This window comes from Haloarcula sp. H-GB5 (assembly GCF_054850705.1).
On sequence record NZ_JBTWBG010000002.1, the window covers coordinates 1,303,672 to 1,320,045 of the forward strand.

The 16,374-nt window shown below is 63.4% G+C and carries 13 protein-coding genes; 3 read left to right on the forward strand and 10 right to left on the reverse strand.

Annotated features, from left to right (window positions below):
• Positions 1-22: 22 nt before the first annotated feature.
• The gene (locus tag ACYJ11_RS14700; RefSeq protein WP_461648298.1) at positions 23-895 is read left to right on the forward strand and encodes a dihydrodipicolinate synthase family protein; all 873 of its coding nucleotides are present in this window, start codon (positions 23-25) and stop codon (positions 893-895) included.
• 148 nt (positions 896-1,043) lie between these two features.
• Positions 1,044-1,868 carry an ArsR/SmtB family transcription factor gene (locus tag ACYJ11_RS14705; protein ID WP_461648299.1) on the forward strand — a complete coding sequence of 275 codons (825 nt, stop codon included), beginning with the start codon at positions 1,044-1,046 and terminating at the stop codon, positions 1,866-1,868.
• 23 nt (positions 1,869-1,891) lie between these two features.
• Here ACYJ11_RS14705 and ACYJ11_RS14710 read toward each other — a convergent pair whose 3' ends face one another.
• Complete coding sequence (locus tag ACYJ11_RS14710) at positions 1,892-2,506, reverse strand: class I SAM-dependent methyltransferase (protein WP_461648300.1); 615 nt, start codon at positions 2,504-2,506, stop codon at positions 1,892-1,894.
• A gap of 283 nt (positions 2,507-2,789) precedes the next feature.
• On the opposite strand from ACYJ11_RS14710, the gene ACYJ11_RS14715 reads away from it, so the two are divergent.
• A complete protein-coding gene (locus ACYJ11_RS14715; RefSeq protein WP_461648301.1) occupies positions 2,790-3,542 on the forward strand; it encodes an MBL fold metallo-hydrolase in 753 nt (250 codons plus the stop codon).
• Here the strand turns inward: ACYJ11_RS14715 and ACYJ11_RS14720 are convergent.
• From ACYJ11_RS14720 to ACYJ11_RS14760, 9 genes are all read right to left on the reverse strand, one after another.
• Positions 3,539-4,696, reverse strand: a complete 1,158-nt coding sequence (locus tag ACYJ11_RS14720; protein ID WP_461648302.1) for a sensor histidine kinase — start codon at positions 4,694-4,696, stop codon at positions 3,539-3,541. The two genes, ACYJ11_RS14715 and ACYJ11_RS14720, sit on opposite strands and share 4 nt — an antisense overlap.
• A gap of 119 nt (positions 4,697-4,815) precedes the next feature.
• Positions 4,816-5,883, reverse strand: coding sequence for an mRNA surveillance protein pelota (locus tag ACYJ11_RS14725; RefSeq protein ID WP_014040421.1), 1,068 nt, complete (start codon positions 5,881-5,883; stop codon positions 4,816-4,818).
• Between the two features lie 91 nt (positions 5,884-5,974).
• Positions 5,975-6,694, reverse strand: coding sequence for a DUF4013 domain-containing protein (locus ACYJ11_RS14730; protein WP_461648303.1), 720 nt, complete (start codon positions 6,692-6,694; stop codon positions 5,975-5,977).
• A 124-nt stretch (positions 6,695-6,818) separates the two neighbouring features.
• Entirely contained in the window at positions 6,819-7,520 is a 702-nt protein-coding gene (locus ACYJ11_RS14735) for a DUF4013 domain-containing protein (RefSeq protein ID WP_461648304.1), read from the reverse strand.
• 150 nt (positions 7,521-7,670) lie between these two features.
• Positions 7,671-8,699, reverse strand: coding sequence for an AIR synthase family protein (locus ACYJ11_RS14740; protein WP_461648305.1), 1,029 nt, complete (start codon positions 8,697-8,699; stop codon positions 7,671-7,673).
• 45 nt (positions 8,700-8,744) lie between these two features.
• Positions 8,745-10,898: a ribosome rescue protein RqcH gene (rqcH, locus tag ACYJ11_RS14745; protein WP_461648306.1), complete on the reverse strand. Its 2,154-nt coding sequence runs from the start codon at positions 10,896-10,898 to the stop codon at positions 8,745-8,747.
• Positions 10,899-10,934: 36 nt separating this feature from the next.
• The gene (locus ACYJ11_RS14750; protein WP_461648307.1) at positions 10,935-11,969 is read right to left on the reverse strand and encodes an NAD(P)/FAD-dependent oxidoreductase; all 1,035 of its coding nucleotides are present in this window, start codon (positions 11,967-11,969) and stop codon (positions 10,935-10,937) included.
• Between the two features lie 71 nt (positions 11,970-12,040).
• The gene (locus ACYJ11_RS14755; RefSeq protein ID WP_461648308.1) at positions 12,041-13,180 is read right to left on the reverse strand and encodes a hypothetical protein; all 1,140 of its coding nucleotides are present in this window, start codon (positions 13,178-13,180) and stop codon (positions 12,041-12,043) included.
• A 109-nt stretch (positions 13,181-13,289) separates the two neighbouring features.
• Positions 13,290-16,307 carry a CARDB domain-containing protein gene (locus tag ACYJ11_RS14760; protein WP_461648447.1) on the reverse strand — a complete coding sequence of 1,006 codons (3,018 nt, stop codon included), beginning with the start codon at positions 16,305-16,307 and terminating at the stop codon, positions 13,290-13,292.
• Positions 16,308-16,374 lie beyond the last annotated feature (67 nt).

Genomic DNA, 16,374 nt, shown 5'->3' on the forward strand with positions numbered 1-16,374 from the left:
ACCGCCGCGTCTGGCCTGAAGCATGGCCGAATCCTTCGACGTACTGACGCCGCTGGTGACGCCATTCGACGCCGACGGCAACCTCGATGTTGCTGGCCTGGAATCGCTGATCCGGCACGTCGTGGCGGCCGGCGTTGACGGGGTCGTTCCCTGCGGAACGACCGGCGAGTTCGAGACGCTATCACCGCAGGAGTACCGGACCGTCGTCCGAACCGCGACGGAGACAGCGCCCGACGACTGCCGCGTCATGGTCGGGACGGCCGCCACAGATGTTTCGACGGTCCACGAACGGATGGCGTTCGCCGCTGAACAGGGCGCGGACAGTACCCTGGTCGTGCCGTCGTATTACGGCGGCCAGGCCAGCGGGGCGGGTAACGAGGGGTTCTTCGACGCGGTGCTGGCCGACGCGCCGCTGCCCGTCTACCTCTACAATATTCCCGGAGCCGTCGGACAGGAGCTCTCCGTCAAGACCGTCGCCGCGCTCGCGCAGTCTGACGCTGTCGCAGGGCTCAAGGACTCCTCGGGCGACCTCTCGTACGCCACCGCGGTCATGAATCAGACGCCCGGAGACTTCAGCGTCTATCAGGGCCACGACGGCCTGTTCGTCCCGTCGCTCGTGCTGGGCGGCGACGGCGGCGTCAGCGCCCTCTCACACCTGCTGTTCGACGATCTGGAGCGGGCGGGCACCGCCGTCGCCAGCGGTGATGTCAAACAGGCCAGGGCGGTCCAACGAGACATCCTCTCACCGCTTTCAGAAGCGTGTGCCGAGTTCGGCTTCGCACCCACGGTGAAGGCGTTGCTCGCCGACCGCGGCATCATCGACCACGCGACGGTGCGGCCGCCCCGGGCCTCGCTCTCACCGGACGCAGTGGAGTCCGTGACCGGGATATTGTAGCGGCAATCAGAGCGCGCTGCTCAGCAGACCGCGCGCACTGCTGTCGTAGATGATGTGTCGTTTGTCACCTCCGATAGAGCTCTGAGACTCAAATAGCCCTGTGAGGTTCCACGAGATTCATTACGCTGGGCGGCAGTGAACGCAATATATGTCGTTGCTGCCCTCCCGCGGTCCCGACACGAGCACCTCACAGGACGGGGAGCTACAGGTCGTCGGGGTCGACGAAGACGTCTCAGCCGTACTCGATGCCCTCTCTTCGGAAACGGCCAGAGAGATTCTCAACACCGTCTACGACGAGCCGGGAACGCCCTCGGAACTAGCCGACCGACTCGATATGTCGATACAGAAGGTCTCCTATCATCTGGAGAAACTGGAAGAGGAGGAACTCATCACCGTCGCCGGGGTCCAGTACTCCGAGAAAGGGCAGGAAATGAAGGTGTACGAGCCCCCGGAGGACCCGCTGGTGTTGTTCGTCGGGACGCAGGAACGCAAGCAGTCGCTCCGGTCGCTCGTCCGCCGTGTCCTGCCTGTCATCGGGGTTCTCACCGCGGCCAGCGTCATGCTGCAACTCCTGCTCGGGCAGTTCCCGATCCAGTTCGGGAGTTCGGGGGCCGGCGACGCGGGAACCGCCGGTGACGGTGCGCAGGGCGGCGGGGACGCGGAGAGTCTGGATGCAGCGAACCAGACGGCCGCGACGGCCGAACCCACGCCAACCCCGACAGCGTCGGACGACGGCGGATTCCAGATAGCCGAGGCGACGGAGACGCCAGAGGCCACGCAGGCCCCGAGAAGCACTCCGGCTCCGGAAGCCGATACGCCGGTCGCAGCAATGACCGAGGAGGCACGGCAACTAACGACCGACGCCGCGGCCGGTGGCGGCTTCCATATCGAGCCCGGCGTGGCCTTCTTCCTCGGCGGGCTGCTTGTCCTGACGCTGTACGTCTCGTTCTGGGCGTACAGAAACTACCGCTGAGTCGGTTCAGCGACCCACCCGCTTCAGTCCGACTCGGTCCGTTCGGCGACCAGCACGCCGGCCTGTTCGGTAACCATCTCGACAGCTGTCAGCGCGTAGCCAGCATCGGTGAATGCATCGGCGAGGACGCCGACCGTCGCCGGGTCGTCGACTTCAGGGCTGTAGAACGGCGCGTCGGGGTCGTCGTCGCCGAACAGCATCACGTCCCCGAGGACGATTCGTCGCGGCTCCAGATCGGCGATGGTGTCGATAGCCTCGCGTTTCTCGTCGTCGCCGAGATGATGCATCGCGAAGTTCGATGTGACGATGTTGACCGGGCCGTCGACGTTGGGAGCGCGGAATCGACCGTCGCCGAAGGAAGCGTTCTCGACGCCGCGCTCGTCGGCTTTCTCCCGAGCTTTCTCCAGCATCCCGTCGCTGATGTCGCGGCCGATAATCTCCCGTGCATCGGGCGCGAGCGCGAACGCGATGGCTCCGGTGCCAGTGCCGAGGTCGAGTACCACGTCGTCGCTTTCGGGAGCCGCGTGGTCGACAACAAAATCGACACAGGCGCGATACGCCGCCGAATCCTGATCCTCGTCGTAGGCATCAGCGTGTTCGGAGAACCGCTCGGCGTGTTCGTCGAGTGATTTCTTCATACGCCCTTCTCGTCGTGCTCGCACAAGTGTCTCCCGCTCCGTTTCGCGGTTTTGCCGCAAACGCGGTTCGGTTAAAACGGTTTTTGAGCCACGGGTGAATTTTTGCTATCCCCGTCCGAAGCATGAACTGCGCCGTCGTCGGGTGACCTTCCCACACGGCCGCCCTGACCCCGTCCCCGCCGACGGCCACCGCCCTCACTCCGCTGACGCTCCCTGGTGGTTCCCCTGCCGACGTGTGCCCCCAGACACCAACCCTTTGTCCGTTCGCTCGCTGTCGTCCGGTATGCGTCTCACGTTTCTCGGCACCGGTAGCGCCATGCCCACCGGCTCTCGAATGCAATCCGGCCATCTGCTGGAGTCCGACGGGAACCGCTTGCTCGTCGACTGTGGCAGCGGCGTGTTGCACTCGCTGGCCCGAACAGACGCGGGATACGAAGGCGTCGACACCGTCTTGCTGACACATCACCATCTTGACCACGTCTCCGACCTCGACGTGCTGATGAAGGCCCGCTGGCTGGCCGGTGAGACGGACCTCACGATAGCTGGCCCACCGGGGACGAGCGATCTGGTTCGGGATCTGCTCGAAACACACGACTACATGCAGGACCGGCTGGACTTGACACTCAAAGACCTCGACGGTGGAACGTTCGAGCTGGCAGGGTTCAGCGGCGACACCTGCGAGACGCGCCACTCGATGCAGTGTTTCGCGTACCGGCTCTCCGTCGACGACGGTCCAGCGATAACGTTTGGCGCGGACTCGGAGGCGTTCACGGATCTCATCGAGTTCGCCGACGGGTCGGCTGTACTCGTTCACGACTGCGCGTTCCCGGACGATGTGGACGTATCGAACCACCCGACGCCGAAGACGCTCGGAGAGACCCTCCGCGATGCCGACGCCGAGGTCGGCCGCGTGTACCTCACGCACTTGTATCCACACACCGAGGGCCGACACGAGGAGATGCTGGAGTCGATAGCGGAGAGCTACGATGGCGACGTACAGTTCGCTGAGGACGGCCTGACAATAACGGTCAGTTAGACACGTTCGAGCGTGACTCGGAACTCGGCCCCGCCGGCATCGCTTTCGGCCACGCTGACGCTGCCGCCGTAGGATTCAGTCAGCGCCCGAACGAACCCGAGGCCGAAGCCGGTCCCCGAACTCTCCTGGCCTTTCACACCCATCTCGAAGATATCCTCGCGCAGGTCCGGCGAGACACCGTCCCCGTCGTCGGCAAAACAGACCGTAACCTCGTCGGGACTGACGTCCGCCGGGTACACTCGCATATTGATCTCGCCCTCGTTGTGGACCGCCGCGTTGGACATGATGTTCGTGAACACCGAGTCGAGCAGGTCACCGCCGTACACCTGATAGTCGAACTCGGCCGCATCGAAGTCGACGGTCAGCGACTCGTAGTTAGCTTCAATGTCACGCACCGTACCTCCAAGGACAGATTCGAGGTCGTGTGGCTCCGGATTGTCCTGTGTTTCCAGCGTCGAGACGAGGTCGCCAACGCGCTGGATGAGGTCGGCAGCGCTCTCGGCCGCGCGCTGGATCTTGCCGGCGTACTCCTCGGTCTGGCCGTCGACCTGTCCAGCGACGACGTCGGCGAACCCGGCGATGACCTGCAGGTCGTTACCCAGGTCGTGACGAAGCAGTCGGTCGTACATCTCGATCATCTCCTTTCGCCGTTCCAGATCGCGGTGTGCCCGTTCTAGCCGTTCACGGGAGCGGATATTTGAGATGGCTGTCGCGGCGTGGGTCGCGAGGATCTCCATCGGTCTGACGTACTCGTCCCCGAACTCCTCGACACTCCGTGACCGCGTGACCAACACCGCGGTCACCTCGTCGCCCATCCGGGCTGGGACAGCCAGGGCACCAGTCACGTCCGAATCGGCCGTGACAGCGGCATCAGACCCCTGCTCGACCAGCGTCTCGCCAGCCTCCTGCGCCCGTCGAGCAAGGTCACTCGGTGGCTCGCCCTGAACGAGGTTCGGGTTCGTGCTGTGGACGACTCGGAGGTCATCCTCGCGCACCTCGACGAACGTAGAGTAGGAGAAATCGAACAGCAGTGACATCGCTTCGAGCGTGAGAGAGACGACTTCGTCGACGGACTCGCACCGATTGAGCGCCTGACCGTACTTGTTCAGGTCGGCGACCTGTCTGGCGAAGTCCTGTTGTTCTTCAAACGACATATCACCGACTCCTCGCAGACATTGGAACTACGTATTAATGGAGAGCGCGGCAAAAAACGGTTTCGGGAGACTCACCGATGGCGTAATAGATGACAGACATGTAGCGTGAGTATGCGGCCTCAGTCGAGTCGGTAGCGCAGCAGCGCGGCGATGCCGCCGAGATTCGAGAGTTGCTGTCCCGGAGCGAACTCCGCGGAGAAGACGGTCACGTCCCCGCCTTTCTGCTCTGTCGTTTCGATGATCTGGTCGACGTCGATATCCCAGTCGCCCTCGCCGGCCCGCTCCAGTCGGAGTCGCTCATCGAGCACGAGCAGCGTCTCAATAGCACCGTAGTCGGCCGCCTTGGCGACTTCCTCTGGGCCGTACGCCACTTCCGAGCCCGACCCGATGCGCTCCATCAGTTCGTCGATGTAGTCGGCCTCCTCAGCGATACGTGTCTGCTGTTGGACATCCTCAACAGCGCCGCGTTTGAGCACTTCGTGAACCCCGCGATCGCCGACAGCGGACGTGTCTACGACCGTGATCTGTTCGGCGATGTCGGGAATCTCGTCCTGAAAGTGGTCCAGCGCGTCCTGTTTGGTGAAGCCGGGGCCGGCGAGGATGTAGGCGTCCACGTCCTGCCGTTTGAGAACTGACGCCAGTTCGTCGAACAGTTCCTTTCGTGGGCGGGCGTACTCCCCTTTCCCGGTCGTTGAGGTGATGGTCGCCCGCTCCTCGGTGCCGTACTGGGCAACTGTGTGGACGTGTGCTTCGCCTTCCTCCACGGTCGCAATCGCCACGTCGGGGTTCTCCGTCGCCTCGACGGCCTCCTCAAGCCGGTCGGCCTGATCGGGCTTGAGGTGCTTCTCGACGGTGAGTTCGGTGTGTTCCTCGACGTTGAGCGTGTGGTGAAAGCCCAGCTGGTCCTCGCGGGAGCAGTCGACGATTTCGCCGCCGACCCGGAGGCGGTTGGCGAACTTCGCGAACTCCACGTCGGTGACCTCGATCTGAATCCACATCGGCTCGCGCTCGCCGCCTTTGTCCCGGAGGTTGTCGTCGTTGCGCTGGATGCGCCGCGTCGTGTCGCCGGAGACAAGATCCCCCGGCTCGATGACATACGAGAGATGCCAGAGGTCGTCCAGCGTCTCGGGGACCACCTCGATTCGTTCTGCCCCTTCCGCGGTGGTCTCCTGACTCTGTATTTGCATACTGAAGCGTCCGCTTCATGGACACAAGTGTTCTGCCATTCGACGCGCCGCGACGGCAAGAACCCGGTTCCGACCGGGTGTGCCGAGCCACTCAGGCGACAGAGCCTGCGGTTGGCGTCTGTGACTCGCTTGCGAGGGCTGGCACCTCTCTGACGGCGGTTCCGATAGCGTACGCACCGGCGACGTTGCCGTAGAACGAGAGAAACGGTATCAGGACCGCGCCGACGACGGTGACGGAGGCGAACCCGCCGACCACCTGCGCGCCGATGGCGATGGCGACCGCCACCAGCCACGCGATAGCGTAGGTCTGTGATCCACCGACCGCGCGCAGCGTGCCGGGCGAGAACGCGGGCCCGACACGCCCGGTCACTGCGTACGCAGCCACGGCTGCGGGGAGCAGATACACCGCGCCGAGCGAGACTACAACGGTGACAGCGACGACGACGAGTGCAAACAGGAGGCCGATGAGCGAAAGTCCCGGCGCTGGGTCGCCGCCTGTCGTCGTGACCACAGAGGCTGGCACAATGAACGAGGCGACTGCGAGGCCGATGACGACCAGCGGGACGAGCCCGTACACGAGCGAAATCAGGAACGCGACTACACCTTCAATGAACAGGTCGCCCCACTCGTCGAACACTGGCGGCTCCCCGTCGGCACCGTCGCTCACTGCTCGGATGACACGGACGAGGTAGCCGTACACGAACAACACCGGGATGAAAAACACGCCCAGCAGACTCAACACGCCACCGATAAGGATAGTTTCGATTTTCTGCTCGCCGGTCCAGGGGTATCGGAGTGCGTCTTCTAACATGGAGACTTCGTAACGGTTTGTATCCGGACAGTCCCGGAACCCCAGCCACGGATCAGTGTTGTTGAACCAATATCATAAATCCGGGCGCTCCAGCAGCACGGAAAGACCTGGCACAGAGACTGGATCAGGCCGCGGGCTGGGCGTCGGGCGTCTCGTCACCGGCGTCGACGACGGGCATATCCCGTACCGCGGTCCCGACCGCGTAGGTCCCTGCCACGTTCGCGTAGAACGTCACGAAGGGGACCAGCACTGCGCCGATGACGACGGCGTTCAGGACACCGATGACGACACCGGCGAGCAGGCTGATACCGAACGCGACCAGCCAGCCGGTGGCGTAGGTCCGACTGAACGCAAGCCGGCGGAGTTCAGCAGGTGCGAACGCCGCCGCAATGCTGTCCGTCCGGACGTACGCAACGATTGCGGCCGGGAGCACGTACGCGATGGCGAGCGAAAGGACGGTCATCGCAAGCGTGGCGACGAGGGCGATGAGGCCGACGGCCAGTCCGCTTCCGGCGCCGTTGCCGCCCAGACCCAGCGTCGCGCCGCTTGCGAACACCGCTACGAGGGCGATAGCCGCCGGGATGAGTGAGTAGACGAATCCGATAGCGAACACCTTCAGGCCGTCCATACCCAGGTCGCCCCAGTCGTCAAACACCGGCGGTTCGGCTTCGCCGTTCAGCACCGCCCGGAGCGTCCGGACGATGTAGCCGAGGACGAAGAACACCGGCACGAGGAGGAAACTCAGGAGCAGCAACACGCCCCCGATGGCGATAGTTTTCACTGCGCTGTCGCTGTCCCGGGGATACGATAGTGCTTCTTGGAACATGATGGTACTCCGTGACATCAGCCTGGCCGGCGTGGCCGCTGCCACGTCAGTCACGACGAGGTGTCACATCAAGTTATAATACAACTTACAGGTATATATAGCAATACGTGTGCCGTGCTGTCAGGTGTAGCCGGACAGCTCTCAGTTCCACTACCTGTCGGCGTCCCCGTCCGCAGCCGCCTGCAACCGCGCGAACGCCTCCCACGAGGGGTCGGCTCCGGGATGTGACTGTCGAGCGCCGTCGACGTACAGGCCCTCGCCGTCGGTCACCTCGCCGACGACGGCGGCCGGTGTCCCGCGGTCCCGGAGCGCGCCGACAACGTCGTCGGCGTCCGCAGGGTCAACTGCGGCTAAGAGCGTTCCGCAACTACTGACGTGCCAAGGATTGATATCGAGCGCGTCACAGAGGTCCGTGACGCCGTCGGCGACCGGCATTGCGTCGCTGTCCACGTCGAACTGGACGCCCGCACCGTCGGCCATCTCGATGAGCGCGCCGGTAATGCCGCCCTCGGTGGCGTCGTGCATCGCCGTCACGGTTCCGGCGTTAGTCGCGGCCATGGCATCCTTGACGAGAGCGGTGTCGGCCAGTCGCTCTTGGGCGGTAGCGATTCGGTCGGGCGACAGCCCGATCTGCGCCGGGAAGAGGTTTGCAAACAGCCCAGTGACTTCGGCCCCGGGGCCGGTCCCGACGACCAGTTTGTCGCCCGGGCGCGCGCCGTCCGGCCGGACGATGTCGTCGTGGGACCCAACGCCAAGCACCGTCGCGCCGCCGACCCAGGAGTAGTCGACGCCCGAATACCGGGCGGTGTGGCCGGTGACGACGCTCACGCCGACTTCTTCGGCCCGTCCGGCGAAGCCGTGCCACATCGCCGCCAGTTCGTCGTCGGTCATCTCGGGCGGGAGCGTGAACGTTACGGAGAGGTGCGACGGCGGGATGCCTGAGACGGCAACGTCGGCCAGCACCACGTCGAGTGCAAACCGACCGGCCCGCTCGAAGCCCAAGTCGGGGAGGACAGAGAGCGGGTCGGTGGCTGTGACGAGGGCGTCGCCGCCCACGTCGATGACGCCGAAGTCGATGCCGTGAGTCGGCCCTAGCGTCACGTCCTCTCGGTCCGCACCCAGTTCCGGGTAGATGACGCTATCGAACAGTTCGCGGTCGATTTTCCCGAGGTCACTCATGGAGTCGGCCACCACCGGCACGGCGTTCTCTCTGCCCCAACATGGTCACTCCTCGGACATTCGGCTGCCGCCGGGCGGCAGGAACTCCTGTATCTGGTCCGGACTGGCGACCTTACGGACGAACGACTCGTCGGCGAAGCGGGACCTGAACTCCCGGTACAGGCGCTTGGCGATGTCGTTCTGGGCGTACTGGCCCGGTTCGACCGTGATACTGGTCGCGGCCTGCCCCTCGATGGCTGCCGGCGGGCCGCCGATGACCCGCGTCTCGTCGTCGCAGGTGATGCCGACCGCAACGCCGACTGGCGTGGACTCGAAGTACGTCCGGTCGCCGCGGATGGCGAAGCCGCCTTTCTCCAGGTACTCGCCGCTTTCGGGCGTCTTCGACACCTGGTCGGGGTCAACCATGTACACGTCGCCGGCGAACTTCCCGTCTTTCCAGACCGAGGAGTACGAAACCGCGAACTGCGCGGCCTGGTCCAGCGAGGACTGCGGGAACTCTACCTCCTTAGACGGCTCGCTGGGGCCGGTGGCCTTGAGAACCGTGACCGGGCCGCCGTGTGCCTGTGCGTGGAAGAACTTGTCACCACCCTCCAGGTACTTCTGGACGAGTTCCTCGTTGTCATCTGCGTCCCGACCGCCGATGACGAGGAAGCCGTCCGAGGTGTGGACCCAGCGGAACTGCTCGTACCAGCGCTCGGTCGACCGGGTGGGGATGGACTGCATCGAGAGCCAGTCCGTCGGTTCGTCCTCGCTCTGGTCCTCGTCGGTCTCGTCGTCACCGTCGTCGGCCTCCCACTCGTCACGTCGCTCTTTGACCGCTTCGAGGTCCTCGCGCGTATTCTCGATGGCGGCGAGCGCGCCTTCTTTCTTCTCCTCAATGCGTTTGGCTTCCTTGTACAGTTCGTCGGCGTTCTTTTCGACGCCGGTGAAGGCGTCCACTGTGACCCGCGTCCCATCGATGTCGAGGGTTACCGTCCCCTCGCTCCCGTCCAGCGAGACGACTGCCTCGGCGGCCGCGATGCCGCGGTCGGCTCCCTCGTCGAACTTCGATTCGATGTCGTCCCAGGACACGTCGTCCTCGCGGGCAGCCTGGACCGTCGAGAGTACGTCGTCGACGAGGTCGTAGTTGGCGTACAGCAGTTCGGCCTTCTCCCGTTCGACCTCGGCGTCGGCCTCGAAGTCCTCGATAGCCTGCTTCTGCTGCTGGATGATGCGCTGCTGTTTCTCTATCTCGGCCTCGAAGTCCGGGCGCTGTGTCTCGCCGCCCTCGACTTCCTCCTCCCGCTGGAAATTGAAGAAGTAGTCGTCCAGCGCGGAGTTGAACTCCGTGAAGGATTCGCTGTAGAGTTCCTCGTACTCCGACAGCGGAATCGGGGTCACGTCGACGCGCCGCCGGTCCGGGTCATCGCCGGACCCCTCGTTACCTGCACCGTCACCGTCGTCGAGCGTCTCGTAGTACACCCGCGGGTCGACGTTCCCCTCACGCAGGCGCGTCCCCATCTCGTCGATGAGTTCGTACAGCCGCTCGAAATCGGATTCGTCGAGGTCGTCGACGGCGACGTTGTAGTCGATGCCGGCGCGGGTACACAGCTCCTCGCCGTAGAGACCGCCGAAGTTCAGTTGTGTCGCCAGCGTCCGGACGAGGTCAGCGTCGGATTCCTTGATACGGGCAACGAAGCCGTCGTAATCGACGGTCATCGGGTTGAATCTCGCCGAGGGGAACTCGTAGGGCGTCCCCGGCGCGACGGTCCGTGATTTGAGCCGGACCGTCTCCAGACAGTCGATGACCTCGCCGTACTCGTCCAGCACGGCGACGTTGCCGTCGCCGAACAGTTCTGCAACGATGGTCGTCGATCCGTCCTCGCGGTCGAACTCTAGTTCGATGATACGGTCGAACTCGAACTGCTCGACGCGGACGAGGTCAGCGCCCGACAGCCGGTTCCGGAGCATCATCGCGAAGTCCGGCGGTCGACCCGGCGCGTCGGGGACGTGGCTCTGGTCGGCAACGTGGGCGCGCTTGACGTCACCGACCTCGATGAGGAACTCGACGCGCCCGCGGTCGAAGTCCCGGAGCTTCAGTCTGACGAGGTCGTCCTCGGGGTAGAGGTACGCCTTGTCGAGCTTCGCGCCCTCGTAGCCGGCGAGTTCGCCCTCCAGAGCGGCGAGGTCGACGCTCGTCAGTTCCCGCTTGTGGTCCATGTCGGTGGCTGTCGGCGGGCACCCAAAGGCGTTCCGTTACCCGCTGTCGGCGATTGCTTCGCCCATCTCCAGTCCGTTCCGTAGCGCCGCGTGGAGTCGCCCCTCGCCAGCCACCCAGTCGCCGGCGAAGTGCAGGTCGTGCTCGGCCGCACACGACAGCAGGTCGTGGTCGACCTCGCCCTCGGGCTGAGAGTAGCGCCAGTGCTGGTGGTCGGTCCAGTCGGGGTCGGCCAGCCGATCGTCGTCCAGCAGTCGGGCCGTCCGAGTTGCGATGTCGTCGATAAGCGTGTCGGGGTGTTCGTCGTAGTTCGCAATCGACCACGGCTCATTCATCTGGACCAGCAGGAGCGACTCCCCGTCGGGGACGTGGCCGTCCTTGCACTCTTCGCGGCCGATCCAGCCGATGTCGTGGTCCTTGTCGCTGTTGACCGCGGCGTACCACGGCACGTCGAGTTCGAAGGGGTAGTGCAACACCCCGGCGATGACCGTTCGATAGGGGACCGAAGCGACCTCCTGTCGGAGTTCCCGGCAGTCGTCGTGGTCCCACCGCGACTGCCCCAGCAGGTCAGCCGTCTGCGGAGCCGGCGGTGTCAGCAGCGCGGCATCGAAGTGCCCGAGGTCCGCTCCGTCGTTGTCCTGAAGCAGCCAGCCGTCGCGCTGTCGCTCCAGACGCTCGACCCGCACGCCGTTCTCTACCTCGGCGTCCGTCTCGTTGAACAGCCGCTTTGCAACCTGTGTAATACCTGCCTCGTACGTCCATTTGTGTTCGTCAGCATCTCGACCGGCGTCGATGTCGCCGGTCCGGTCGAACGCATACACTGGTTCCTCAATGTCGACGAGCCCCTCGGTCGGGAGTGCCTCGGTGACCAGTTCGGTCACGCGGCCGTCGTCGGCCTTGAGATAGTTCGCCCCGTACTCGTACGTGCAGTCGCCGTGGCGCCGGGTCGCGGCGCGCCCGCAGACACCACGGCTCTTCTCGAACACTGTTACGTCGACGTCCGTGTCGCGGAGCGCGTAGGCTGCCGCCGCACCGGCACCACCAGCACCGACGACTGCGAGGTTACGAGACATACTTGCCAGTCGGGCGGTACGAGTAAAAATCCACCACACAACCAGTTCGGACCGCCCGCCCGTGGTCCGATTCAGCGATCCCACTGGCGTCGAGAGCCCCGACCCGTCCAGCCGATGACGGCGAGTATTGCGATACCGACACCCACCTGGCGGAGTGAGAACCCCGGTCCCTGTGCCGCGGTCGTCGCCTGCTCGTCACCGTCAGTTCCGGAAACAGATTGATTTTCGACTCTGAGCGGCCCCGCCGTCTCACCGTTGACCTGTACCGTTCCGTTGACTGCCTCAAACTCGGTCTCGACGACCGTCTCTTCCCCTGGGTCAAGCGCCACCCGATCCGTTGCCACGGGTTCGCCGTCGACCGTCACAGTCAGCGTCTCGTTGACCGGCCGCGAACGGGTGTTCGTTACTGTTGTTCGCACAGTCGTATTGAACCCGGCCCGGACCCAGTCAGCCGACAGGGACGCGTCCGAAATCCGGACGTCGGCGCTCCCCTGTCCGCCGGGGGTGGGTGCCCCGTCGGTGTCCGTTTCTGTTTCCGTCCCGAACCCGACGGTTCCGTTCTCGTTACCTGTCGTGTTGTCAGCAGGCGCACCGCCGCCCGCGGTTTCGTTCCGGGTCGTCGTGTTCTCCTCGTCGTCTGCATCGGCCGAATCGTTTCCGTCAGCGCCATCATCTGCGTCGGTTTCCTCTTGGATTCCATTCTCGGTCGGTTCATCCGTTTCAGTCGGTTCTTCTGTCTCCTCGGTTTCCGCAGTTTCTGTGGGTTCTTCGGTCTCGGTCGGTTCCTCAGTCTCCTCGGTTTCTGTGGGCTCTTCCGTTTCAGTCGGTTCTTCTGTCCCTTCAGTTTCTGTGGGTTCTTTAGTCTCGGTCGGTTCCTCTGTTTCCTCAGTTTCTGTGGGTTCTTCAGTCTCGGTCGGTTCCTCTGTTTCCTCAGTTTCTGTGGGTTCCTCTGTCTCAGTCGCTTCTTCCCTCTCTTCGGTCTGCTCACCGTCATCCTGTGTGTCGGTCTCGTTAACCTGCCCGAGTAGTGTCCCTGTGTGGCGTTCGAGAACAGATGGAACGATGGGTCCGGGTGTACTTGCTGTGGTGTCTGACTCGCTCTGTGGACCGGCGTCGGAAGCGACCACGCCGCCGACGGCGAAGACGGATGCGAACACAGTGGTGGCAAAAACGACAGCGACGGCAGTACAGAGTGTTCTGGCCTCGCTCATACAGGGGATACGTGAGTAAACGATTAGTTACGCAGCAGCCAACCCGTCGGTAAGGTCGTCCTTCCAACGCTGAAACTGGAGAGACGGAAAGTCCCTGTCCACTGGAGCCTTACACCCGTCGGCGGAGTCGGGCGATGCCAGCGAGTAGTGCCACCACGATTGCCACTAGCTGGACGGTGAACCCCGGGCCAGACGCTGCGACCGTTTTCGCGGCTGGCTCCGCGCCGCCGCCCTCACCAGTCTCATCAGTTCCGGACCCGCCTGTACTCTGGGCGGTGTCTGAGCCGACACGCAGATCACCGGCACTGACGCCGTTGACCGCGACTGCGCCGTCGACAGCCTTGAACTCCATCGTCACAGTAGTTTGTTCGCCGGCGTTGAGTCGAACGGTCCGAGAAGCGACTGGATCGCCGTCGACAGTGACCGTCAGCGTCTGTTCGACGGTTTCGTCGGTCGGATTCTCCACTGCCGCTCGCGCCGATGTGTTGAAGCCAGCCCGGACCCAGTCAGCCATCAAGGACGCATTAGAAACGGTGAGTTCTGCGGGCATCGGTGTCGATACATTCGTATTCGGGGGGCTAGCTGTCGTCGTCGGGGTGGACGCATTAGCGACCGGGGAGACGACAGCGATGGTCGAGAGATTGGACGATGATGCCTGGATAGACTTATTGGTCGCGTTGGCGGTACTGGGTAGCTGACTCCAGGACCCGTTGTGATACTGGAACACCCGGACGCTGTCCATCGATCCGTTGGTCGGAAGCGCCGATTCGTTGAGCCGCAGGGTGTACGTCGCTCGGCTGATGTCGGACGCATTTGCGCCGGAGGTGACGGTCACGTACCCACGCACGCCGTCTTCCTGAACTTCGGTCATGTCGTTCGGCGTGGCGTGCGGGCCGAGCATCGTCGCGTTGAACCCATCACTTTCGTTGGTCACGTTGAGCGAGAGTGCAGAGAGGGTGAACGCCGGCTCGGTCTCGGACGGACCAGAACGGTTCAGCGACTGGGAGACCGTCGAGTTTGCGGCGTCGGCAGTCACTCGGACAGTGACCCCGTTGTCGATCTGGGACTGCGAGATGGCGGGAGCCTCTGCGCCGCCGCCGTTATCGGTCTCGTCTGCGTCGTCATCGAAGTCGAATCCGCCGCCTCCACCGCCTCCACCGCCTCCACCACCGCCACCGCCGCCTCCGCCTCCACCACCGCCACCGTCGCTACTGTCTTCAGCTTCGACAGCGAGCGTTTCGGTGGGGACGTTGCCAATGGAGAGTGACCGATTGCCCTCATCGTCGAAAGAGATACTGAACGAGACAGTTGCCGTCTCACCGCCGGCAATCGGACCGACAGTTTTGGACTTGAGTGTCCGGTTGCTTTCTGTAAGCGCCACGGTGTAGTTTCCACTCTCTGTGCCGACATTTGCGACAGTTGCTGTCACGTCCACTGAATCGCCGGTTTCGACGGACTGATTACTCAGTTTTGCGTCGCGAACCTCGAATCTCGAAGACTGCTCGTCCGTAGCTGTTTCAGTTCCAGTCCCGTCTTCATCGGTGGCGGCCTCAGTTTCGTTCTCTCCCTCAACCGTAATCGTCTTGCTCACATCTCCGACGGAGAACTGATGGGTTCCAGTTTGCTCAAAGGTGTGGACGTACGTGTCCGTCCCCGACTCACCCGGTCCAAGACTGAACGACACTGCATCGACAGACCTGTCGTCGACGTATGTGAAAATATCTCGCTGACCGGACACAGCCCCAGTGTTCTCTGCAGTGACGGTCAGTTCGACGGCACCGCCCTCGGTGACCGTCGTCCGGTTCCACGAGTGGTCCGTGACAGTGATATTCGGCTTACCAACGACCAGCGTGCCGGCGGAGTCACCGTTGACTGTCACCTCGTGTTCCCCATCATCGATGTAGCCGCCGTCATCGGTCTCTAACACGTAGGTCGTGGTCACGTTTCGTTCACCTGGTTCGACGGTGACCTCTGTTGAACTGATGACCGTCACCTCCCGCCCGCCAATTTCGACGGTAATCGGCACAGTTCCGGCAGTGCCGCCCGTGTTCTCGAAGGTGACCCAAACCTCGGGTTGGGGCGTTTGCATCTCCGCCGTATTGACTCGCTCGTCTATCAAGCCGGCATCACGTACCTTGATGTCTGGTGGGCCTGCCCCACCCCCGTTCTCTGCTTCGACAGTGAGTGTCCCGGCGGCCGCGTCGTTTATCGAGATACTTCGATTACCGCTCTCGTTGAATGAGCGGATGTACGACACCGTCGTCGAATCACCACCATCCAGCGTCACCTCTCTTGTTACCTCGGTTTTGCCATCGACGGTGAACGGCACCTCAAAGCTCCCTTCCCGGTCGCCGGTGTTCGTTACGGTAGCAGTTATTTCAACAGCTTCGCCAACGTTGACCGTAGATCTATTGAGTTCGCGCTCTGTCACCGCAAAACTCGGTGGCTCGCCGACCATGATGGTTTGCGTCTCCCCAGCGGTACCGAACTCGAACTCACCAGCTTCGTCGAACGTGTGTACGTATTTCTCTGTCCCCGACTCGTCCGGCTTAAGATTGAACGATACCCCGCCGTCGGATTTCCCGTCGACGATGGTGAAGATGTCTCGCTGTCCGGAGACAGTGCCCGTATTCTCCGCGGAGACAGTCAGTTCGACGGCTCCACCCTCACTGACTGTCGTCGTATTCCAAGAGTGGTCCGTGACGGTGATATTCGGTTCGCCGACGACCAGCGTGCCCGCGGGTTCACCGTTGACTGTCACCTCGTGTTCCCCGTTTTCGATGTAGCCACCGTCACTGGTCTCCAGCACGTACGCCGTGGTCACGTTACTCGACTCATCCGGCGCAACCGTCGCTTCGTCGGGGCCGATGACCGTCACTTCCCGCCCACCGACCTCGACGGTAATCGGCACAGTTCCGGCAGTGCCGCCCGTGTTCTCGAAGGTGACCCAAACCTCTGGTTGGGGCGTTTGCATCTCCGCCGTATTGACTCGCTCGTCTATCAGGCCGGCATCCGTTGCCCGAATGTCTGACTCTCCGATGGTTCCTGTCTCGTGATTGGACGCAGCCGCGACACCCGGCCCAAACATCGGGGTCGTCGACACCGCAACCACCATCAGTAGCGTCATCGCTGATAGCCACAGGCCCGTAATCTTACCCATGGGGTGGTCGATGACAGTATGGTAATTAGTTAGC

Coding starts and splice junctions, on each gene's coding strand:
- ACYJ11_RS14750 (WP_461648307.1), bottom strand. CDS start 11,969: ATGTCTCGTAACCTCGCAGTCGTCGGTGCTGGTGGTGCCGGTGCGGCG.
- ACYJ11_RS14735 (WP_461648304.1), bottom strand. CDS start 7,520: ATGTTCCAAGAAGCACTATCGTATCCCCGGGACAGCGACAGCGCAGTG.
- ACYJ11_RS14710 (WP_461648300.1), bottom strand. CDS start 2,506: ATGAAGAAATCACTCGACGAACACGCCGAGCGGTTCTCCGAACACGCT.
- ACYJ11_RS14715 (WP_461648301.1), top strand. CDS start 2,790: ATGCGTCTCACGTTTCTCGGCACCGGTAGCGCCATGCCCACCGGCTCT.
- ACYJ11_RS14700 (WP_461648298.1), top strand. CDS start 23: ATGGCCGAATCCTTCGACGTACTGACGCCGCTGGTGACGCCATTCGAC.
- rqcH (WP_461648306.1), bottom strand. CDS start 10,898: ATGGACCACAAGCGGGAACTGACGAGCGTCGACCTCGCCGCTCTGGAG.
- ACYJ11_RS14705 (WP_461648299.1), top strand. CDS start 1,044: ATGTCGTTGCTGCCCTCCCGCGGTCCCGACACGAGCACCTCACAGGAC.
- ACYJ11_RS14760 (WP_461648447.1), bottom strand. CDS start 16,307: ATGACGCTACTGATGGTGGTTGCGGTGTCGACGACCCCGATGTTTGGG.
- ACYJ11_RS14730 (WP_461648303.1), bottom strand. CDS start 6,694: ATGTTAGAAGACGCACTCCGATACCCCTGGACCGGCGAGCAGAAAATC.
- ACYJ11_RS14755 (WP_461648308.1), bottom strand. CDS start 13,180: ATGAGCGAGGCCAGAACACTCTGTACTGCCGTCGCTGTCGTTTTTGCC.
- ACYJ11_RS14720 (WP_461648302.1), bottom strand. CDS start 4,696: ATGTCGTTTGAAGAACAACAGGACTTCGCCAGACAGGTCGCCGACCTG.
- ACYJ11_RS14725 (WP_014040421.1), bottom strand. CDS start 5,883: ATGCAAATACAGAGTCAGGAGACCACCGCGGAAGGGGCAGAACGAATC.
- ACYJ11_RS14740 (WP_461648305.1), bottom strand. CDS start 8,699: ATGAGTGACCTCGGGAAAATCGACCGCGAACTGTTCGATAGCGTCATC.